General features: G+C 61.6%; 23 protein-coding genes and 1 tRNA gene. 5 read left to right on the top strand and 19 right to left on the bottom strand.

The features are described 5' to 3' along the window. Positions 1-69: 69 nt before the first annotated feature. The gene (locus CAY82_RS03750; RefSeq protein WP_063912625.1) at positions 70-723 is read right to left on the bottom strand and encodes a LexA family transcriptional regulator; all 654 of its coding nucleotides are present in this window, start codon (positions 721-723) and stop codon (positions 70-72) included. 130 nt (positions 724-853) lie between these two features. On the opposite strand from CAY82_RS03750, the gene CAY82_RS03745 reads away from it, so the two are divergent. Both CAY82_RS03745 and CAY82_RS03740 read left to right on the top strand, forming a co-directional pair. Next, positions 854-1165 carry a hypothetical protein gene (locus CAY82_RS03745; protein WP_087499989.1) on the top strand — a complete coding sequence of 104 codons (312 nt, stop codon included), beginning with the start codon at positions 854-856 and terminating at the stop codon, positions 1163-1165. 439 nt (positions 1166-1604) lie between these two features. Further along, positions 1605-2120: a DUF4880 domain-containing protein gene (locus CAY82_RS03740; protein WP_087499988.1), complete on the top strand. Its 516-nt coding sequence runs from the start codon at positions 1605-1607 to the stop codon at positions 2118-2120. A 53-nt stretch (positions 2121-2173) separates the two neighbouring features. Here the strand turns inward: CAY82_RS03740 and CAY82_RS03735 are convergent, their stop codons facing one another. The 8 genes from CAY82_RS03735 to CAY82_RS03700 form a co-directional block, all read right to left on the bottom strand. After that, positions 2174-3364, bottom strand: coding sequence for a Bcr/CflA family efflux MFS transporter (locus tag CAY82_RS03735; protein ID WP_087499987.1), 1191 nt, complete (start codon positions 3362-3364; stop codon positions 2174-2176). 272 nt (positions 3365-3636) lie between these two features. Next, positions 3637-4047, bottom strand: a complete 411-nt coding sequence (locus tag CAY82_RS03730) for an SRPBCC family protein (RefSeq protein WP_085599438.1) — start codon at positions 4045-4047, stop codon at positions 3637-3639. Between the two features lie 72 nt (positions 4048-4119). Continuing rightward, positions 4120-5130 (bottom strand): aldo/keto reductase, encoded by a 1011-nt coding sequence (locus CAY82_RS03725; protein ID WP_087499986.1) that lies wholly within the window; start codon positions 5128-5130, stop codon positions 4120-4122. 220 nt (positions 5131-5350) lie between these two features. After that, positions 5351-8014 (bottom strand): alpha-ketoglutarate dehydrogenase, encoded by a 2664-nt coding sequence (mdeB, locus tag CAY82_RS03720; protein ID WP_087499985.1) that lies wholly within the window; start codon positions 8012-8014, stop codon positions 5351-5353. Positions 8015-8331: 317 nt separating this feature from the next. Beyond that, positions 8332-9066, bottom strand: coding sequence for an amino acid ABC transporter ATP-binding protein (locus CAY82_RS03715; RefSeq protein WP_087499984.1), 735 nt, complete (start codon positions 9064-9066; stop codon positions 8332-8334). Further along, positions 9053-9700 (bottom strand): amino acid ABC transporter permease, encoded by a 648-nt coding sequence (locus tag CAY82_RS03710; protein WP_063912638.1) that lies wholly within the window; start codon positions 9698-9700, stop codon positions 9053-9055. Before CAY82_RS03710 ends, CAY82_RS03715 begins: the two co-directional genes overlap by 14 nt. Further along, the gene (locus CAY82_RS03705) at positions 9701-10366 is read right to left on the bottom strand and encodes an amino acid ABC transporter permease (protein ID WP_087499983.1); all 666 of its coding nucleotides are present in this window, start codon (positions 10364-10366) and stop codon (positions 9701-9703) included. Positions 10367-10388: 22 nt separating this feature from the next. Next, a complete protein-coding gene (locus CAY82_RS03700) occupies positions 10389-11174 on the bottom strand; it encodes a transporter substrate-binding domain-containing protein (protein WP_087499982.1) in 786 nt (261 codons plus the stop codon). Between the two features lie 263 nt (positions 11175-11437). Between CAY82_RS03700 and CAY82_RS03695 the strand changes: the two genes are divergently transcribed. Together CAY82_RS03695 and CAY82_RS26595 are read left to right on the top strand one after the other, a co-directional pair. After that, positions 11438-12124, top strand: coding sequence for a FadR/GntR family transcriptional regulator (locus CAY82_RS03695; protein WP_087499981.1), 687 nt, complete (start codon positions 11438-11440; stop codon positions 12122-12124). Continuing rightward, positions 12118-12288: a hypothetical protein gene (locus tag CAY82_RS26595; protein WP_170931016.1), complete on the top strand. Its 171-nt coding sequence runs from the start codon at positions 12118-12120 to the stop codon at positions 12286-12288. The genes CAY82_RS03695 and CAY82_RS26595 overlap by 7 nt, the downstream gene beginning before the upstream one ends. A gap of 143 nt (positions 12289-12431) precedes the next feature. Here the strand turns inward: CAY82_RS26595 and CAY82_RS03690 are convergent, their stop codons facing one another. From CAY82_RS03690 to CAY82_RS03655, 8 genes are all read right to left on the bottom strand, one after another. Further along, the gene (locus CAY82_RS03690; RefSeq protein WP_087499980.1) at positions 12432-12917 is read right to left on the bottom strand and encodes an adenosine-specific kinase; all 486 of its coding nucleotides are present in this window, start codon (positions 12915-12917) and stop codon (positions 12432-12434) included. 245 nt (positions 12918-13162) lie between these two features. Then, positions 13163-13238: transfer RNA gene (locus CAY82_RS03685), tRNA-Gly, on the bottom strand. A 63-nt stretch (positions 13239-13301) separates the two neighbouring features. Then, a complete protein-coding gene (gene pgsA / locus CAY82_RS03680; protein WP_015271035.1) occupies positions 13302-13862 on the bottom strand; it encodes a CDP-diacylglycerol--glycerol-3-phosphate 3-phosphatidyltransferase in 561 nt (186 codons plus the stop codon). A gap of 32 nt (positions 13863-13894) precedes the next feature. Further along, positions 13895-15718, bottom strand: a complete 1824-nt coding sequence (uvrC, locus tag CAY82_RS03675) for an excinuclease ABC subunit UvrC (RefSeq protein WP_087499979.1) — start codon at positions 15716-15718, stop codon at positions 13895-13897. 6 nt (positions 15719-15724) lie between these two features. Beyond that, positions 15725-16363 carry a UvrY/SirA/GacA family response regulator transcription factor gene (gene uvrY, locus CAY82_RS03670; RefSeq protein ID WP_003251380.1) on the bottom strand — a complete coding sequence of 213 codons (639 nt, stop codon included), beginning with the start codon at positions 16361-16363 and terminating at the stop codon, positions 15725-15727. A 63-nt stretch (positions 16364-16426) separates the two neighbouring features. Next, a complete protein-coding gene (locus tag CAY82_RS03665) occupies positions 16427-16816 on the bottom strand; it encodes a helix-turn-helix domain-containing protein (RefSeq protein WP_087499978.1) in 390 nt (129 codons plus the stop codon). Between the two features lie 117 nt (positions 16817-16933). Next, positions 16934-17365, bottom strand: coding sequence for a GNAT family N-acetyltransferase (locus CAY82_RS03660; protein WP_087499977.1), 432 nt, complete (start codon positions 17363-17365; stop codon positions 16934-16936). A 60-nt stretch (positions 17366-17425) separates the two neighbouring features. Then, positions 17426-17812: a DUF488 domain-containing protein gene (locus tag CAY82_RS03655; RefSeq protein ID WP_087499976.1), complete on the bottom strand. Its 387-nt coding sequence runs from the start codon at positions 17810-17812 to the stop codon at positions 17426-17428. Between the two features lie 128 nt (positions 17813-17940). On the opposite strand from CAY82_RS03655, the gene CAY82_RS03650 reads away from it, so the two are divergent. Beyond that, positions 17941-19557 (top strand): inorganic phosphate transporter, encoded by a 1617-nt coding sequence (locus tag CAY82_RS03650; protein ID WP_087499975.1) that lies wholly within the window; start codon positions 17941-17943, stop codon positions 19555-19557. A gap of 32 nt (positions 19558-19589) precedes the next feature. Here CAY82_RS03650 and CAY82_RS03645 read toward each other — a convergent pair whose 3' ends face one another. Next, complete coding sequence (locus CAY82_RS03645; RefSeq protein ID WP_087499974.1) at positions 19590-20285, bottom strand: glutathione S-transferase N-terminal domain-containing protein; 696 nt, start codon at positions 20283-20285, stop codon at positions 19590-19592. An 88-nt stretch (positions 20286-20373) separates the two neighbouring features. Beyond that, positions 20374-20871, bottom strand: a complete 498-nt coding sequence (locus CAY82_RS03640; protein WP_087499973.1) for a PaaI family thioesterase — start codon at positions 20869-20871, stop codon at positions 20374-20376. Position 20872: the final 1 nt, after the last annotated feature.

The following is a 20872-nucleotide window of genomic DNA, read 5'->3' as shown; positions in this document are numbered from 1 at the left end:
CAAACCCGACACGACCGCTGTAGGAGCGGCCTTGTGTCGCGACAGGGCTGCACAGCAGCCCCCGGCAAGCTAGAAAACCTCGTGCCCCCGCACGACCACGCCCAGAAACTCGCAGCCTTCTTCACACAGGACTGTCGGATAGCGCGTATTCAGCGGCTTGAGCATCTTGTCTCCGCCCTCCTCGACCAACTGCCGCAATACTGCCGGCCGCCCGGGCTGCCGCGCGATTACCAACCTCCCTGGTTCTGCCGGCAGGCCGGTATCCACCAGCACACGCATGCCCTCAGGCACGCTCTTGCCGCTGGCGGCATTCATCGAGTCGTTTTCTACCACCAACCAGAATGCATTGCCTGCGGGCATATAGTCCGTCTGTTCGTGGGCCTTGCTTGTCTCTGGCAAAGGCCCCTGCAAGTCAGCCCAACTCAGCACCGGGAAGCGAAAGCTCGCATACAGCAGCGCTTCGGCCGAAACCGGCTGTTCAGCCGCATAGTGACCAGGCGATTCGCGCACGATATCGCGCTCCACCACCATGACTTGGGCTTCCAGAAACACCAGCCCAAGTTTTTCGAGCTTTTCGTTGATGGTTTCCAGCGTCGGCCGCCGCGTGCCACGCAGCCAATGCCCCACGCCCCCCTGAGTCATGCCCAGGCGTTCGGCCAGCTTCAGTTGGCTGAGATTGTGTTCGCGCTTGTAGCGCTTGAGAAATGCGTTCCAGTTTTCCATGAGCGGCAACAATACGGACTGTATTACTCGCAGCAATACACAATCTGAATTATTTATTTTTCGATAGATAGTACAGACTGACCTATCCTGTGATTCCCGCGTGTTTGAAGGGACATCAGAAGGTATCGCGATGAAACATCCGAAAAACGACGAAACAGATCTCGACAGCGAAGCCGCCCGCCGCGCTCTCGACTACTACCTCAACCCCAACCCGCCGCGCCCCACCCTGGAGAACAGGATCTGGACCCTGCACGAGGGCGTAACCACCGACCAGGCCCAGGAGCACGCCATCGCCCTGCTGCGCTGCGCCGCCGCCACCGCACAGGAAACCGCCACCCATCAGCAGGGCAGCCAGCGCGAACTGACCTTCGCCCTGATGCACATGATGGACATGGCCCGCGCACTGCTGGAGCACAAACGCACCGGGGAACCGGGTTTGTAGACACGAAAAGAAGGGAGAGAACGTGATGGCCGGGTAACGGCAAAGGCCCCGATTGCCGGGACAAGGAAGCGCATCGGTAAAACTTTTTTACCGGATTAGCGAAAATTCATTTGACTGGCAAATGATAACGATTATTATTGCACTCAGCTGATCGCAAGATCTGCTGGATAACCTGGAGCTTAGGTCGCTCTCAGATTATCTCCTCATCAGGCTAATCACGGTTTTTGACCCGGCTTTTTGCTGGGTCTTTTTTTTTGGCTCTTCAGGCTAATGAAGATCGTGATGGCGCGCATGATAGCAAAGGTGTTTCAGGGCGTGAACGCTCATTACAAAACTTTGCGAAATCAGCACTTGAGAATCAATCTCGTTTCACCTACGCTGATCGTGCATCACGGAAGATGCCCCCACCCTCTCCCCTTACTAGAGCAAGGAGCTGTCCATGACCCGTCTGCTGCTGCCCCTTGAGCACCCAACCTCTGCTGCCGAACATCATGCCGACGACGCCCTGCTACACGCCCTGAAACGCCTGCCACGGCGTGTGCAACAAGTGTTCCTGCTCAACCGCCTCGACCAGCTGGACTTCGCCAGCATCGCCGCCCGCCTCGACCTGCCATTGGCGAGCATAGAGCGGCACATGGACCAGGCACTGCAGGCCGGCCGCTCGCGCCGGGATGTGCTGGCGAGTGTTGCCGGGCAATGGTACGTGCGCTTGCAGAGCCCACAGGTAACGGCCTGCGAGCGGATTGATTTTCGCCGTTGGCTGGATGCGGACATGGCGAATCTGCAGGCGTTCCATGATACGGAACTGCACTGGCGCAGCCTGTTGGCACCGGCACGGCATCTGGGCCAGGACGGCTGGTATCGGCAAGGTCGGGCGGCGCTGTCGTTGGGCGGCTGTTCGGTTGCGGTCGGGCTTGGCGTGGTGGCGTTGGTGCTGTTTGGTTTCTGGGCCTGATCAACACCCCAGCTACGCCGTAATCGTTTTCACCGAGGATGGCTCGCTTGCTATCAAGTTCGAGTGCTCGATAGCGTTTCCGTCAGGCATGCAAGCAGTAGCCATCCGCACAAACTGACACCCAGGAACAGCAGCCCCAGGCTCATCGGCAACGCGCTTTCGACGCCAGCAACCAGACTGCCAGCCAAACCACCACCTGCGAACAACAATGTCGTATTGAGCGACGCAGCCGCACCGGCCTGCTGCGGGTAACGCGCCAAGGCCTGGGTCGTTGCAGCCGGACGCACCAGCGTTGTCCCGGTCGTGCAGATGATCATCGGCAGCAGCAGCCCCGCCACCGTCAATCCTGCTACCTGTTCCCAGATCACCAGTGTGATGCCCCCGGCAGCTATAAGCAGGAACCCTGTCTTGATCTGAACCTGCGGGCTTACACGATTGTTCAAGTAGGTCGCGGCTGCTCCGCCAGCGATATACGCAAGCCCATAGGCGATAAATACCACCGAGAATTGATATGGCGTCAGCCCCAGGCTGTCCATCAACGCCAATGGCGCGACAACGATGACGGAAAAATGGCAGGCAAACGCGAGACTGGACAGCAGGGAGTGCGCAAGATAGGTCGTATCACGCAGCATGACCCAATAGCTGCGCATGCCTGAAGTACGGCCTCGCGATGCAGGCGTGTCCTGCAACAGTGCATACGAAAGGCATGAAACGACCACGGCGATGAAAGCGAATACCGTAAAGCTGCCCTTCCAGCCAAAGGATTGTTGGAGAAAAGCGCCTGCGACCGGTGACAACGAGATGAACAGCCCACTTGCGCTGGTCAGCAGGATCCGCATGGCATTGCGCTGTTTACCACTGTACAGATCCTGCACAAGCGCCTGGCCCAGCACGAAACTCCCGCACCCCACGGCCTGCAGCAAACGGAACGCCATGAACGTCTCATAGCGGGTTGAAAATACACAACCCACCGCCCCTGCAATGGACACACCCAGCCCAGCGAGCAACAACGGCTTGCGTCCCATGCCATCCGACAATGGCCCGATCACCAGTTGCGCCAAGGCAACACCAAACGCAAAGAAGCTCACCGAGTAGGCTATCTGCTGTGACTCGACGTGAAACTCGTCTGCGAGCGCAGGGAATGATGGCAGGATTACATCCAGCGGGAATACACCCAATAGACACAACAGAATCAACAAGGCCGAGCACAGAAAGCTCCTGGGTGAACACAAGGGCCGGTTCACGCTACTAACCCCGGTTTTCTTGTATTGCCGGAAAAGGTCACTGGAATCTCCCTGGAAGCGCCGAACCCTGATGGTAGCGACACCCTTAAGGTGTACAAACCGGACTGGGCAGTGAAACTTCCGATAGAGCCGTAGGACCTCTCCCTTGTCACTGATTGCCGATGAGTTCTGGTGCTACCTGGAAACTCTGCCGACGTGTTAGCCGGCCCCCAGCGACGTTCCAGGGTTCGAATCCTGACACTGTCGCCGGGCAAGCCCTTCCAGAAAACCGCTTAGCCTTCCAGCCCTTTCTTCAGCGCCGCCAGGCCATCTTCGTAGATGCCGGCAAACAGCGCGGTTGCTTCAGCATCGCTGATACCCACCGGCACGAACGAGCCGGACCATTCCACGCGAGACCCGCTACCTTCAGCCACCACACGCAGGGTCGACTGGTAGTCACGTACTGGCGCCGGGCCCGTGAGGATGGTGTAGCTGTAGCTGCGGCCGGCTTCGTTGAAGTCCAGCAGGCGCTCGATGATGGTGTCGCCAGCCACGCTCTTCAGGGTGCGGACGCGGCCGCCTTCGCTCAGGGTGCTTTCGGGAATGAACGGCAGCCAGTCGGGCAGCGCGTCGAAACCGCCAATCAGCTGCCAGACGCGATTGGCATCGGTTGCCAGGGTGATGGAAGCTTGTGCAGTTGCCATGGTGATTCTCCTCGGGGCGTGGCCCCATTGATTCGGGTAGACAGGGCCGCAATGCGGCCCTGCAAGATCGGTTTAAACAGCAGGTACCGGAGCCTGGGCGTTGATCAGCCCTTGCTGGCGCAGGTCGTTCCAGAAGGCCATCGGGATCACCTTGCTCAGGGCGGCGAAGTCTTCGTTGGCGTGCGCAGGGCGGGTGGAACCCGGGATCACCGAGACCACGGCCGGGTGGGCCAGGGCGAACTGCAGGGCGGCCGCCTTCACATCTACACCATGGGCATGGGCCACGGCGCGGATGCGCTCGAGTTTGGCCAGCACCGGCTGGGTGGCTTTCTGGTACTCGAAGTGCTCGCCGCCGGCGGTGACACCCGAGCTGTACGGGCCACCCACGACAATGCCGACACCCTGCTCCACCGCTTGCGGCATGACGCGTTGCAGCGCGCGGTCGTGGTCCAGCAGCGAGTAGCGGCCGGCCAGCAGGAAGCCGTCCGGACGGGCTTCTTCCAGGTCGAGGGTCAGCTCGATCGGCTCGACGCGGTTCACACCCAGGCCCCAGGCCTTGATCACACCTTCTTCACGCAGACGGGTCAGTACGCGGAAGGCACCGGTACGGGCGACTTCGAACTGGCTCAGCCATTCGTCACCGTAGAAGTCCTGGGCGATGTCGTGGATCCAGACGATGTCCAGGCGGTCGGTCTTCAGGCGGCGCAGGCTGTCTTCGATCGAGCGCAGGGTGGCGTCGGCGCTGTAGTCGTTGACGATACGGTTGCGGTTGCCGTGCTCGAACAGGCCGCTTTTTTCGCCCAGTTCACGGGCAGCCGGGTCTTCCAGTTCGTCGAGGATGATGCGGCCGACCTTGGTGCTGAGCACGTACTCGTCACGTGGGCGGCCGACCAGGGCATTGCCAAGGCGGGTTTCGGAGAGGCCGGCACCGTAGAACGGGGCGCTGTCGAAGTAACGCACACCGTTGTTCCAGGCGGCATCGATGGTAGCCTGTACTTCGTCTTCAGGTACGTTGCGGAACATGTTGCCCAGTGGGGCGGTACCGAAGCCCAGCGGGTTGGCGATAAGGGATTTGAGGTTCATGTGCATTTTCCTGATGAGGGAGTCGGTTGTGAACTCCAGTGGCTGCAATCCTATGCCCCACCCACCAAGACCGTCCAAGTCATATTTCGAACGACTTGAGACCTTTCATGCAACACCGTGAAATCTTCATTCGAACTGCTGCTGGGCATGCCGGTACTTGGCGGGGCCATGGCCGTGGCGTTACGCCGGATGGCGTAGGCCAGGCCAAGGCTGCCGAGGCTCAGCGGTTCCAGGGTGCCTCGGCACGTGCGTCGATGCCATAACGCTGCCGCGCTTCGGCGTGCTTGCCAGGATCGATGCCTGCCAATGCCGCCAGGGCAATGTGCTGACGATCAACCTCGAAGAAGCGACGCAGTGCAGAGCGCGTGTCACTCCGGCCAAAGCCGTCGGTACCCAGGGCGGTGAACGGCGCGCAGACATGGGCAGCGATCAACTGGGCATAGGCGCGCACGTAGTCACTGGCCGCCACCACCGGCACAGGCCCGGGCAGGCAGCGCTGCAAGTGGCTCTGCCCTTCGCGCTGGCTGCCAAAAAGGCGCTGGCGCTCTACCTCGCGAGCATCGCGTGCCAGCTCCGAGAAACTGGTGACACTCCAGATCTGGCTACTGATACCCCAGTCCTGCAGCAACAAATCGGCGGCGGCGATCACCTCCCGCATGATGGCGCCGGAACCCAGCAGGCGTACCGCAGGCTCATCGGCTCCGCGCGTGCCGTACAGGCGCATGCCGCGGATGACATCGTCGTGTTCGCTGTCCTGCAGCGGGGCCTGGGTGTAGTTCTCGTTGGTCACCGTCAGGTAGTAGAACTCATCGCATTGCTGCTCGAGCATGCGTCGGCTGCCATGGTCGATGATCACGGCCGCCTCGCTGGCGAACGCCGGGTCGTAGGCGCGGCAGTTCGGCACCGTGGAGGCGATGAGCTGGCTGGTACCGTCCTGGTGTTGCAGGCCCTCGCCTGCCAGGGTGGTGCGGCCAGCGGTGGCGCCAATCAGGAAGCCACGGGCTCGCTGGTCGGCAGCCGCCCAGATCAGATCGCCGATACGCTGGAAACCGAACATCGAATAGTAGATATAGAACGGCAGCATCGGCTCGCCGTTGACGCTGTAGGAGGTCGCTGCGGCGACCCACGAAGAGACAGCACCGGCTTCGGTAATGCCCTCCTCCAGCAACTGGCCGTCGGTGGATTCCTTGTAGTACAGCAATGCACCGGCGTCTTCCGGTTCGTAGAGCTGGCCAACCGGTGAATAGATGCCAACCTGGCGGAACAGATTGGCCATGCCAAAGGTACGCGCCTCGTCGGCCACGATGGGCACTATGCGTGGGCCGAGCTGCTTGTCCTTGAGCAGGTTGGTGAAGAGCCGGACCACAGCCATCGTGGTGGAAATCTCACGATCGTCAGGGGCCAGGGCGAACCGTGCATAGTCAGCGAGTGGCGGTACCGCGATGCTGGGGGCCAGGCTGGTGCGTCGAGGCAAGTAACCACCCAGTGACTGCCGACGGGCATGCAAGTAGCGCAGTTCGGGGCTGTCATCGTGCGGTCGATAAAAGCGCATCTCCTCCACTGCCTGGTCATCCAGCGGCAGCGCAAAACGGTCCCGAAACGCCTTGAGGGCCTCGACGTCCAGTTTCTTCTGTTGGTGCGCGGTGTTGCGCGATTCGCCGGCCTGGCCCATGCCAAAGCCTTTCTTGGTCTTCGCCAGGATGACCGTCGGGTGCCCCTTGTGGCGCTTCGCTGCGTCGAATGCAGCGTGCAACTTGCGAAAATCGTGGCCGCCGCGACGCAGGCCATCGATTTCGGCCGGGCTCATGTGAGCGACCAGCGCGTGCAGCTCCGGGTCCAGGTCGAAGAAGTGTGCAAGGTTGTAGGCAGCATCGTTGGCACCCAGGGCCTGGTACTGGCCATCGACGGTGCTGGCCAGGCGGCGCAGCAGAACGTGGTGGTGGTCCCTGGCGAACAGGGCATCCCAGCCCGACCCCCAGACCACTTTGATGACATTCCAGCCAGCTCCCTTGAACAGCGACTCCAGCTCCTGGATGATTTGCCCGTTACCGCGCACAGGCCCGTCAAGCCGCTGCAGGTTGCAGTTGATCACGAAGGTGACATTGTCCAGCTTCTCCCGTGCGGCAAGCGACAGTGCTGCGATGGATTCCGGCTCGTCCATCTCGCCATCGCCGAATACCCCCCAGACATGGCGACCTTCGGTCGCGGCAATACCACGGTGTTGCAGGTAACGCAGGAAGCGGGCCTGATAGATCGAGCTGATCGGGCCAATGCCCATGGAGCCGGTCGGAAACTGCCAGAAATCCGGCATGAGCCAAGGGTGGGGATAAGAGCACAGCCCGCCGCCGTCCACCTCCTGCCGATAACGCTCGAGTTGCTGCTGCTCCAGCCGGCCCTCCAGGAAAGCGCGCGCATAGACACCTGGCGCGGAATGCGGCTGGAAATACACCAGGTCGCCCTTGCCCTGTTCAGTATCGGCACGGAAGAAATGGTTGAAGCCCACTTCGAAGATTTCCGCGGCAGAGGCGTAGCTGGCAATGTGGCCGCCCAGCTCGCCATAGGCCTTGTTCGCCTTGGCCACCATGGCCAACGCGTTCCAGCGAATGATTGAGGTAATGCGCTCTTCCATCGCCAGATCACCGGGGTACTCCGGCTGCTGTTCCAGTGCGATGGTGTTCTGGTAAAGCGAGTAAGGGTTGGCCGCGATTCGAGCCCCCAGGTGGCCGGCGTGTTCGGCCAGGCGTTGCAGCAGGAACTCCACCCTCGCACTTCCCTCGACGCGAGCGACGCCCTCCAGGGCATCCAGCCACTCGTTCGTCTCGACGGTATCAATATCTTCAGTACCTTGATCGACGATCTTGGGCACTTGAATCGGGTTACTCATTTCACACGACCTCAGGTGATTGAAACGACAGCCGCAGGGCAACCGGCGATGTGCTCGCCGGAAGATAGGCTCAAGGCTATCAGATGCCAGCGCCTTCACGGCTGCATGCCCAACTCGCCATCGTCCATCAGGCCGGTGATGGTCAGTACCCGTACATAGCCCACCAGTTCCGAAGATTGCTCACGGGCATCACGGCAGGGAATGCGGTTTTCGCCCTAGCAGGAGGTGGTTAGCCAACGGTGAATCGAGTGTCGTCTGTGGTCCGTGTTCAATCCCCTGAAGATTCTCGGCTGCCTGGTCGTGCCCGCGAAAGACACCTAACCCCCTGCCACGCTACCGATGAAGTTCGCCAGCTCTGCTGTTCGGGGTGCCGCGAAAACCTCGCGCGGATGCCCCGTCTCGTGGACCTTGCCCTGATGCATGAAGACCAGCTTGTCCCCGACTTCCCGGGCAAAACGCATTTCGTGGGTGACCATGATCAGGGTCATGCCTTCACTGGCCAGCTGGCGCACCACACCAAGCACTTCATTGACCAACTCGGGGTCGAGCGCCGAGGTGATTTCGTCGCACAGCAACACCTTTGGCGACATGGCAAGCGCCCGGGCAATCGCCACGCGCTGCTGCTGGCCGCCGGAAAGGCGGTCCGGGTAGGCATCGAACTTGTCGCCCAGCCCAACCCTGGCGAGCATCTGCTCAGCCAACTGGCGAGCCTCGGCCTTGTCGGCCTTCTTCACCACCTGGGGCGCAAGCATGACGTTCTGGCCCACGGTCAGGTGAGGGAAGAGGTTGAATTGCTGGAACACCATGCCGACCTTCTGCCGTAGCGAGCGCAAGTCGGCACGGCTGGCATCCAGGTATTCGCCATCCACCTCGATCACCCCGTCGCTGATCGACTCCAGGCCGTTGAGGGTACGCAGGAAGGTACTCTTGCCGGAACCGCTACGGCCGATGATGGCGACCACCTCGCCCTCCTCGATCGCCAGGTCGACACCCTTGAGCACATGGTTGTCGCCGTAGTACTTGTGCAATGCGGACACTCTAAGCAGGGGCATGCAGCCTCCTTTCTAGGTAACGGGCGCTCAGCGAGAGCGGGTAGCAAAGGACGAAGTAACCCACGGCCACCAGGCCGTAGATCAGAAACGGTTCGAACGTGGCGTTGGCCAACATGCCGCCGGTCTTGGTCAGTTCGGTGAAACCGATGATCGAGGTCACCGCCGTGCCCTTGACCACCTGCACCGAGAACCCGACGGTCGGCGCGACGGCAATGCGCAGGGCCTGGGGCAGGATCACGTGGCGCAACTGTTCCAGACGGCTCATGGCCAGGCTGCCGGAGGCCTCCCACTGGCCATGTGGTATGGACTCGACGCAGCCCCGCCAGATCTCGGCGAGAAAGGCACTGGTGAACAACGTCAAGGCGATGGCCGCCGCCATCCAGGCCGAAACATCGATGCCGAACAGGGCGATGCCGAAAAACACCATGAACAGCTGCATCAGCAGCGGCGTCCCCTGGAACAGCTCGATGTAGCTCCTTGCCGCGCCACGCAACAGCCGGCTATCGGAGATTCGCGCCAACAGCAGTAACAGCCCGGCAATACCACCGCAGACGAATGCCACCAGCGACAGCAGCAAGGTCCATTGCAAGCCAGCGAGCAGGTTGCGCACGATGTCCCACAAGGTGAAATCCATTCAGCGTCTCCCCGTCAACACGCGCCGGCCGAACCATGTCAGCAGCTGGCGCACCAGGATGGCCATGACCAGGTACAAGGCCGTGGTCAGCAGATATGTCTCGAAAGCCCGGAAGTTGCGCGACTGGATGAAGTTGGCAGCGAACGACAGTTCCTCTGTGGCGATCTGCGAGCACACCGCCGACCCGAGCATCACGATCACGATCTGGCTCGACAGGGCCGGCCAGACCTTGGCCAGTGCCGGTTGCAGCACCACATGGCGAAAAGCCTCGAAACGGCTCATGGCCAATGCCGCCGCAGCCTCCAGTTGCCCTCTGGGGATGGCCTGGATACCCGCCCGAATGATCTCGGTGGAGTAGGCGCCAAGGTTGATCACCATGGCCAGTACCGCCGCCTGCCATTCCGTCAGCCGAACGCCAAGCGCGGGCAGGCCGAAGAAGATGAAGAACAACTGGACGATGAAGGGCGTGTTGCGGATCAGCTCCACGTAAAGGCCGAACAGGGCATCGAACGGCCGTAGTCGCCAGGCGCGCACCACCGCGCCAAGCACACCGATGGCCACCCCGAACAGGGTGCCGATCAACGTCAGCTCAAGCGTGAACACAGCCCCTTCGAGCAGCAGGCCGCCCTGGGCCAGCACAGGGGAAAAGTTAAATTGATAGGCCATGGGTCAACGACTCCAGGGCCATTCAAAGGTCGGCCGGCAATGGCTGCTTCAGCCATTTTTCGGCATTGCGGTTGAGGCTGCCGTCGGCCTTGGCCGCATCCAGGGTGGCGTTGACCTTCTCGAGCAAGGCCGGCTCCTGCTTGGCCAGGCCCACGTACACGGGCGAGTCCTTGAGCTTGACCTTCATCACCGGCACCTTGCTCGGGTTCTTCTCGGCAATGACGGCCATCACCACGCTGCCGCTGGCGATCAGTTCGACCTGGCCCGACAGGTAGGCGGCAATGGTCGAGTTGTTGTCCTCGAAGCGCTTGATGATCGTACCCTGTGGGGCGACCGCGGATAACGCCATGTCCTCGATCGAGCCACGCGTGACACTGATGGTCTTGCCGGCAACGGCACCGATATCGTCGATAGACGTCTCAGCCGGCCCGAACACTGCCAGGTAGAACGGCGCGTAGGGGCGGGAAAAATCGATCACTGCTTCTCGCTCGGCGTTCTTGCCCAGGCTGGAAATCACCAGGTCGACCTTGCCGGTAGTGAGGAACGGAATGCGGTTGGTGCTGTTGACCGGGGTCAGCGCCAGCTTGACGCCGAGCCTGTCAGCCAGTAGTTGCGCGGTGTCGATGTCCAGGCCACGAGGTTTGAGGTCCGGCCCTACCGAGCCGAAGGGAGGGAAGTCCTGGGGTACGGCTACCTTGAGCACGCCCCGGGCAGTGATGTCGGCCAGCGCATCGGCCTGGGCATGGGAAACGGTCATGACGCCGCCGCAAAGCAGGCTGGCCAGAAGCAGGGAACGGATTTTTTTCATGGGAAATGCCTCGGGTGCATGCGAAGAAGTTCGCCTTGCCCGAAAAGCACAGGCCGTGCCAGTGTTGCCCGGCAGCCTCGGAACATGCTCTCGCCTCTTGGCATCAGGCGGTCTTACTGGTCTGAACAGATAGCGCCCACTCCCTGCCATCGCCCCCCTTTCGTGCAACCACCTGCTCCGTTGCGTCAGCGTGGGGCGACACTTGCCAGGCAACCGGTAAAGCCTTTAAAAAGCGCAGACCCCTTGCCAGCTGGTCTGAACAGATGCTCGACACACTCCCCCGTGCAGTTCCGGAAATCGCTTTGCAGGCTATCCGCAAGCTGATCCAGGACGGCGACTACCAGCCTGGTGATGCTCTGCCCTCCCAACGCGATCTGGCAGAGCAGCTGGGTGTAAGCCGCGCCTCCCTGCGCGAGGCGCTGTCATCCTTGAGCGCCTTGGGGCTGGTGAGCGTACAACCGGGCAAGGGGGTATTCGTCCAGGCGCCACCACCCGCCACCGGCTTCTCCTGGCCCTATGCCGAACAGGTATCCGCTGTCGATACGTTCCAGTTGCGCTATGCACTCGAAGGGTTCGCCGCCGGCTTGGCGGCGCTGTACCTGACGGCAGCGGACATCGATGCGCTCGAAGCCAATGTCGAGTCGATGCGCCAGGAGCTGCGTGCTGGCCATTTCGAGGCCGCCGCGCGCCTGGACTTCGCCTTTCACTGTCGCCTGCTGGAAGCGAGTGGCAACCACGCCATGCTGCAGGTGATCACCACCAACCAGGACATTTTCCTGGAGAGCCAGAAGCTGCCGTTCATTCGCCCTGAACGCGCCATGGAGACCTGGCAGGAACACCGCAAGATCCTGCGCCAGCTTGCCCGTGGCAACCAGGCCGGCGCGCAGCGTGCGATGCAGGAGCATATCCGCAACGCGGCATCGCGCACGAACGTGGTGTTCGCGTGCTGACTAGTCCGCCCTACTACCGGCATGACAACACCTTCGGTGACAACCAATTGCCGGGCGTCGCTGGACCTGAAGAACCTGACGAACAAGGCGTACGTGACGGCGGTGACGCCGGTGTACAACACGAACGGGTGTTGTTCTGGCCGGGGGATGGGGTTGGCGCGTAGGTGGCCGTCGAGGTCAGGTACTGAGCACATGATGCGGCCAGGTGCCTGACGACACGTCCAATCAAAGAGGCAACATCTGAATGGCGATGCTGTTACCGCTTGGCATCGTGCAATGCCCCACTCACGCGTATCCGCTCGCCAGCTCACAATTTATAGCCAATCTGCCGTAGCAAGCCCTTACGCCGCAAAATGTCCTCATCGCCTTCAATTTCAGTGGCACATACCCCATCCACTATCCCCAGGACTGCTCGCCCCTGTTCCGTCTCGGCGAGAATCACTTCAACCGGATTGGCTGTCGCACAAAAAATGCGGCACACCTCTGGAACCAGCTTGATGGTGTTCAGCACGTTCAGCGGATAGAAACCATCAGCGAGAAAAATGATGAAACTATGGCCAGCCGCAATGGTTTGTGCATTTTTCCGGGCAAGCTCGATCATCGTGGTATCGGTACCAGACCAGCGCACCAGGTGTTCGCCGGACGCCTCACAGAAAGCAAGTCCAAACTGGATACCTGGCACGGTATTTACCAACGCTTCGTGGATGTCCTCGACTGACTTGATAAAGTGCGTCTGGCCAAAAATGAAGTTCGTCGTTTCTGGCTTGTCGATTTTCAGAGCGATGAGTTGCATCAAGCACCTCCTTTCACGCTGTGGGCAGAAGGTTCTGGCGATAGATCAAGCTTAGCCACTCAGGGGCGACTATGGCCTGGCTGCGGGACTCTCCCTGGATGCAGCCCATAACGAAAAATGCCCCGTATCTTTCGATACGGGGCATTCTCTTGACGGGCTCTGGCAGATTGCCAGACTTTGCGCAGCGTGCGCATGCCCTTTTTCACAATTTGCAGACAAAAAAGAAAATCTGCAGATCTTTAATCTGGAGCGGGAAACGAGACTCGAACTCGCGACCCCGACCTTGGCAAGGTCGTGCTCTACCAACTGAGCTATTCCCGCGTCGTGATGGGTGCCATTCTAGCGATTTCTAAAACAGCGTCAACCCCTTGATTCAAAAAACTTTTATTTCTGCTCCGAGCCTTCGCGCAGGTGCGGCCAGGCGGCCAGCAGGTAGTGCACCATCGACCACAGGGTCAGCCCCGCCGCCACCAGCAGCAGCGCGTAGCCGAGGATTACCCAGAAGGTCACCGCCGGCGGGTTGGCCAGCAGGATCACCAGCGCCAGCATCTGGGCCGCGGTTTTCCACTTGCCGAGGTTGGACACTGCCACATGCGCCCGCGCGCCCAGTTCGGCCATCCACTCGCGCAGCGCCGACACCACGATCTCGCGGCCGATGATTACCGCGGCCGGCAGGGTCAGCCAGAAGTTGGCGTGGGTCTGCACCAGCAGCACCAGGGCCACCGCCACCATCAGCTTGTCGGCCACAGGGTCGAGGAAGGCACCGAACGGCGTGCTCTGCTGCAGGCGACGCGCCAGGTAACCGTCCAGCCAGTCGGTGGCGGCGGCAACGGCGAACACACTGCTGGCGGCCATATAGCTCCAGTGGTAAGGCATATAGAACAGCAGGATGAAGATCGGGATGAGCAGGACGCGTAGAACGGTGAGCAGGTTTGGAATATTCATCGGTACGACTGGCCGCAAGTTGAGCCCGCATTCTACTCGCTATGCAGGCTGGCATAAATCGACTCGGCAAGCTTTTTACTGATGCCGGGTGCTTTGGCGATTTCATCGATACTGGCGCGGTTGAGCTCCTGCAGGCCGCCGAAATGTTTCAGCAGGTCGCGCCGGCGCTTGGGCCCTACCCCGGCCACATCCTCCAGGCTGGACACCCGGCGGGCCTTGCCACGGCGGGCGCGGTGGCCAGTGATGGCGAAACGGTGGGCTTCGTCGCGGATCTGCTGGATCAGGTGCAGGGCCGGTGAGTCACCCTTGAGGGTGAACTCGTGGTGCACGTCGTTCAGGTACAGGGTTTCGAAACCGGCCTTGCGCGTCACGCCCTTGGCCACGCCAAGCAGGGTCAGGTCACTGAAGCCCAGCTCCTGCATCACGTCACGGGCCATGTTCAGCTGACCTTTGCCGCCGTCCACCAGCAGCACGTCTGGCAGCTTGCCCTCGCCGTCCTTGATGCGCCCGTAACGGCGGGTCAGGGCCTGGTGCATGGCGGCGTAGTCGTCGCCGGCAGTGACGCCTTCGATGTTGAAGCGGCGGTAGTCGGACTTAAGCGGGCCTTCGGGGCCGAACACCACGCAGCTGGCCACCGTGGCCTCGCCACTGGAATGGCTGATGTCGTAGCACTCCAGGCGCTGCGGCACCTCGTCCAGCTTCAGCACCTCGGCCAGGGCCTCGAAACGTGCAGCCATGTGCTGGCGGTTGGCCAGGCGGGCATTGAGCGCCTGCTCGGCGTTGGTTACCGCCAGTTGCTGCCAGCGGGCGCGGGTACCGCGTACCCGGTGGCTGATGGTCAGCTCGCGGCCGCGCAGCGTGTGCAGCGCTTCAGTGATGGCTTCGAAGTCTTCGTGCACCACGTTGACGATCAGCTCGCCCGGCAGTTCGCGCTCGGCATTGCCCAGGTAGTACTGGGAAAGGAACGCCGCCATCACTTCGGCCACCTCCTCCTCGATGCCTACCTGCGGGAAGAAGTTCTTGCTACCCAACACTCGCCCGCCGCGCACGCTGATCAGGTGCACGCAGGCGCCACCGGGGTTGACGAAGGCGGCGATGACATCGACATCGCCGCTGCCGCCTTCGATGTACTGCTGGTCCTGGACCCGGCGCAGCAAGGCGATCTGGTCGCGCAACTCGGCGGCTCTTTCGAAATCGAGGGCCATGGCGGCCTTCTCCATCTCGGCATTGAGCTCGTTGCCCAGTTGCTGGCTACGCCCTTCGAGGAACATCACCGAGTGGCGCACGTCCTCGGCATATTCCTCGGCGGTCACCAGGCCCGTGCAGGGCCCTTTGCAGCGCTTGATCTGATATTGCAGGCACGGCCGGGTGCGGTTGGCGTAGTAGCTGTCTTCGCACTGGCGCACCGAAAAGGCCTTTTGCAGCAGGCTGAGGCTTTCACGAATGGCCCCGGCACTGGGGTACGGGCCAAAGTAGCGGCCCTTGGCCTTCTTCGCCCCACGGTGAATACCCAGCCGCGGGAACTCGCCGTCGGAAAGGAACACGTAGGGGTAGGATTTATCGTCGCGCAGCAGGATGTTGTACGGCGGCCGCCATTCCTTGATCAGGTTCTGCTCCAGCAGCAGCGCCTCGGTTTCGTTGGCGGTGATGGTGGTTTCGACCTGGGCGATGCGAGCCACCAGCGCGGCAGTCTTGGGCGCCAGGCCGGTCTTGCGGAAATAGCTGGCCAGGCGCTTCTTGAGGTTCTTGGCCTTGCCCACGTAAAGCAGCCGGGCTTCACCGTCGAACATCCGGTAGACGCCCGGGCGGCCACTGCAGGTCGCCAGGAATGCGCTGGCATCGAAAACTTGGGACATGAGGTTTTACAGGCTTGCGTCGACCATACCGTGGCGAACGGCCAGCAAGGTCAGTTCGACGTCGCTGGTGACCGAGAGTTTTTCAAAGATCCGATAACGGTAAGTATTGACGGTCTTGGGCGAGAGGCACAACTTGTCGGAGATGATCTGCACTTTCTGACAGCCGACGATCATCAGGGCAATCTGGATTTCCCGTTCCGACAAGGCATCGAACGGCGAGCCCTGTGGCTGGAACGGTTTCAGCGCCAGCTGCTGGGCAATCTGCGGGCTGATGTAGCGCTGGCCGGCAAAGGCCAGGCGGATGGCCTGGACCATTTCGTCAAGGCCGGCGCCCTTGGTCAGGTACCCAGCGGCACCGGCCTGCAGCAGGCGCGTGGGGAACGGGTCTTCCTCACACACGGTCACGGCAACCACCTTGATGTCGGGGTGGCTGCGCAGCAGCTTGCGGGTGGCCTCCAGGCCACCGATGCCGGGCATTTTCACGTCCATCAGCACCACATCCGGCTTCAGCTCACGGGCCAGCTTGAGTGCCGATTCGCCCGAATCACCCTCGCCCACCACCTGCAGGCCATCGATGTCGGCAAGCATGCGTGTAATACCGGTTCGTACCAGATCGTGATCGTCGACCACTAAGACCCTAATCAAGCACACACCTCGTCAGCAGGGCGATTGGATCCCGTCACCTTAACAAAATTTTTCACGGCGGGCCTAACGCATTCCTTCCGTAAGAAACGCCTGACGTTCAACCATGAGCGGTCTCGCTGCCAGCCGGGATTTTTCATTGTTGGTCAACCGCAGCAGCAGGTGCCAGATTGCCGCCTGATCGTCACGCGACAACTGCCGGAAAGTCCCCAGCAAACCGGACTCATCGGTACTCAGCCCCTCGAGCGGTGCCGGGGTACGGATACCACTGAGCACATATAGCGCATCCACGCCCCTGGCCGCCAATGCCGCCAGGTAATCGACCCGCGGCGAGCGTTCACCACTCTCGTATTTGCCCTGGGCATTGGGTTCGACCCCGCCGATATCGCCAAACACGCGCTGGGTCATCCCCAGACGCTCACGCTCTTCCCGCAGCCGCGGACCGATTCCATTCATGGGGGGCTCCTTGTCCCTGTTCACACTCATGTACGGCCTACCCGCCTGCAGGCAGCCGTAAACGCCTGGGTTCACTATGCCCATGCTCACCAGTCGCGACAAGCCATCATTGCGCTATTAGTCGATCGTACGCTGCATGCGCACAAAGCATTCGTCCTCACCCATTTCGACGAAACCATGGCGCTGGTACAGCACACGCGCCGGGTTGCTGCGAAACACCATCAGCCGTAGCAGCGGCAGATGCCGCTGGCGGGCCCACAGCGCCAACTGCTCCAGGACCCAGCTACCGACACCGCGCCCACGGTACTCAGGCAGCAGGTGCAGCTCGCGGATGAACAGTGCCTGGCGGTCCTGGCTGAGGCTGCAGAAGCCGAGCACGGTGTCACCTTCAGTCACCAGCCACTGCTCGCGCCAGCCCCAGGCTTCGTCGAAGGCTTGCTCAAGCCACAACAGGTCGTATTCACGGTAGTACGGCAGCATGGCGCGGCGCGTGAGATCGCGGGCGAAGGTGCAGTGGGTGTCGTTAGCGGGGGTCAGTTTCAGGGACATCACATTTCGGACTCTTCGGTTTGCCAGGCCCGGCCCTATCGCCGGCACAACGAATATCAATCATTGGACGTAGCACACGGGCGAACTGCCGGGCCCACGCCGGTCCAGTTCGTCCTCCAGCCATTCAGCCAACACCCGGGCATTGTTGTGCTCGGTATCCTTGCCCGCATAAAGCAATGTCAGCGTGCCCTTTCCGGCCAGGTCCAGCAGCAGGTACCAGTGCTCGGGGTGGGCAGCCAGCTCTTGCTGGTAGCGCTGGGTGAAACCGGCGAAATCCACTTCACCCTGGTGAAACGCCTTGCGCAATTCATCCGAGGGTGCAACTTCGCGCAACCACTGTCCGTGCAGGTCTTCCTTGCGCTTGTTACGCGGCCACAGGCGATCGACCAGCACGCGCTGGCCATCGTCTTGCTCAACCGCATCGTAGACACGCTTGCAGCGAATCATGGGTTTCTCCTGCCACTACCGTCCGTCTTGAGCCTAGATAAATCATTGATCGAGGTCACGGCCGGGTTACGAATTGTTTCTATGCTCAAGGCCTTCGGCACCTTTGCCTCACCCCAACCGGAGCCACCATGGCAACCCCTTCACTGGCCAGTCTGCCGCAACTGGCCCAACGCGATGCCCGCCCGCAACTTGCCCACAAGCCCGGGCGAGCCACCCTGGTGTTGTTCTTCGGCCTGCTGCTGGCCGGTATCGCCTACACCGCCTGGAGCCTGAAGCAGGATGTGACGGCCAGCGGCACGGTAATCACCACGGTCACACCATTCCTGCTGCTGGGCCTGGCGTTACTGATTGCCTTGGGCTTCGAGTTCGTCAATGGCTTCCATGACACCGCCAACGCAGTGGCCACCGTCATCTACACCCATTCGTTGCCTGCCCCCATCGCCGTGGTTTGGTCCGGGCTGTGCAACTTCCTCGGCGTGCTGCTTTCCAGCGGCGCGGTGGCGTTCGGCATCATCGCCCTGCTGCCGGTGGAGCTGATTCTGCAGGTCGGCTCCTCGGCCGGATTCGCCATGGTCTTCGCCCTGCTGCTGGCGGCGATCATCTGGAACCTCGGCACCTGGTGGCTGGGCCTGCCGGCGTCATCCTCGCACACCCTGATCGGTTCGATCATCGGCGTGGGCGTGGCCAATGCGCTGATGCACGGGCGCGACGGTACCAGTGGCGTGGACTGGGCCCAGGCCAGCAAGGTCGGTTATGCCCTGCTGTTCTCGCCACTGATCGGCTTTGCCTGCGCTGCCCTGTTGCTGCTGGCCCTGCGCGCGCTGGTCAAGCGCAAGGCGCTGTACCAGGCGCCGGAAGGCCAGACACCACCACCGTGGTGGATCCGCGGCGTGCTGATCCTGACCTGCACCGGGGTGTCCTTTGCCCACGGCTCCAACGACGGCCAGAAAGGCATGGGCCTGATCATGCTGATTCTGGTCGGCACCCTGCCGATGGCTTATGCGCTAAACAAGACCATGCCCAATGAGCAGGCGCTGCAGTTTTCCGCCGTCGCCGAGGTAACCCGCCAGGCACTGGTGCGCAACGCCCCGCAAGCGGCACCGGCTGACCCGCGCCAGGTGCTGACCACGTTCATTGCCGAACCCAAGGCCAACCCGCAACTGGTACCGGCGCTGGCGGCGCTGACCGGCATGATCGGCGAAGAGGTCAAAGGTTATGGCTCGCTCAAGCGCGTACCAGCCGAAGCCATGGCCAACGTGCGCAACGACATGTACCTGACCAGCGAAGCCATCCGCCTGATCGAGAAGAACCAGCTGGTGGTGTTCGATGCCGACACACGCAGCCATGTGCTGCTGTTCAAAACCCAGCTGGACGACGCCACCCGCTACATCCCACTGTGGGTGAAAGTGGTCGTGGCCATCGCACTGGGGCTGGGGACCATGGTCGGCTGGCGGCGTATCGTGGTGACGGTAGGCGAGAAAATTGGCAAGACCCACCTCAGCTATGCCCAGGGTGCTTCGGCCGAAGTGGTGGCAATGTGCACCATTGGTGCGGCGGACATGTTCGGGTTGCCGGTGTCGACCACCCACGTGCTGAGCTCCGGGGTGGCCGGGACCATGGTGGCCAACGGGTCGGGGATTCAGAAGCGCACGCTGGTCAACCTGCTGATGGCCTGGGTGCTGACCTTGCCGGCAGCGATGCTGTTGGCCGGGAGCCTGTACTGGCTGCTGCATCACATATTCTGAATCTGTACTCCCACAAGATCAGTGCCAACTGTTCAAGCCGGGGTTTTCAGACCACGCTGCACCGCCGGCCGCTCGAGGAACGCCGCCAGCACCCGCTGCACTTCCTTGAACTGATCGAAGCCGACCAGGTCTCGGGCGTTGTAACGCTCAACCAGGTTACGCACCCACGGGAAGATCGCGATATCGGCAATGCTGTACTCGTCGACCATCCATTCCCGGCCTTTCAGATGCCGGTCCAGCACACCGAGCAGGCGCCTGGATTCGTTGACATAACGGTCCCGCGGGCGCTTGTCCTCGTATTCCTTGCCAGCAAAGAAATGGAAGAAGCCGACCTGGCCGAACATTGGGCCGATGCCGCCCATCTGGAACATCAGCCACTGCAGGGTCTGGTAACGCTGGGCCGGATCCTGGCTGAGCAATTGGCCGCTCTTCTCCGCCAGGTACTGCAGGATCGCCCCCGACTCGAACAACGGCAGCGGCTGGCCGCCCGGGCCATTGGGGTCGAGGATGGCGGGAATCTTGTTGTTGGCGCTAAGCGAGATGAACTCGGGGCTCAGCTGATCATCATTGTCGAAACTGACCTTGTGCGGCTCATAGGCCAGGCCGATCTCCTCGAGCATGATCGACACCTTGACGCCATTGGGCGTTGGCAGTGAATACAACTGCAGGCGCTCGGGGTGTCTGGCGGGCCACTTGCGGGTAATGGGGAAAGCACTGAGATCGGTCATGATCAACCTTGCCTGGGGGAATGAACCTCTCACTCTAGAGACATCCCCGGCCGCTGACCATCACCGACCACTTGTCCGCACGGGCGCGTCAAGCTTGGCCGTGGGCCTTGAGCTTGAGCTTTTCGGTATCGACGCGGACGAACACCGAATCGGCAGTCACTGTCAGCACATCGCCAGCCCAGACTTCGCAGATCACCCGGGTCTTGCGCCCGACCTCACCTTCCACACGCGCCTTGAGCAACAATTCGACGCCCATGGGTGTGGGCTTGAGGTAGTTCAGGCCGAGGCTGCCAGTGACACAGTCGATACGCGGCAGGCTGCCCGGTTCGCGGCCTTCGTTACGGTAGTGGTAAGCCATCGCCGTCCAGTTGGAGTGACAGTCGACCAGCATCGCCAGCAGGCCGCCGTAGACCAGTCCGGGCCAGCCGATGAAAGTGCTGTCGGGCGCATGCCGGCACAACAGGTGAATGCCGTCGGCGTCCCAATGGCTTTGCAGGTGAAGGCCGCTGGGGTGGGAGCAACCGCAGCCGTAGCAAGTGCCGTCGGGCGCCGCAAGGGCCTGGAGGGAAAGGGAGTGGTCGTTCATA

Origin of the sequence: Pseudomonas sp. SID14000 (assembly GCF_002165135.1) — a bacterium.
GTDB lineage: Bacteria > Pseudomonadota > Gammaproteobacteria > Pseudomonadales > Pseudomonadaceae > Aquipseudomonas.
Note: the sequence above shows the minus strand (reverse complement) of the source record. Positions and strands in the feature narration are given on the sequence as shown.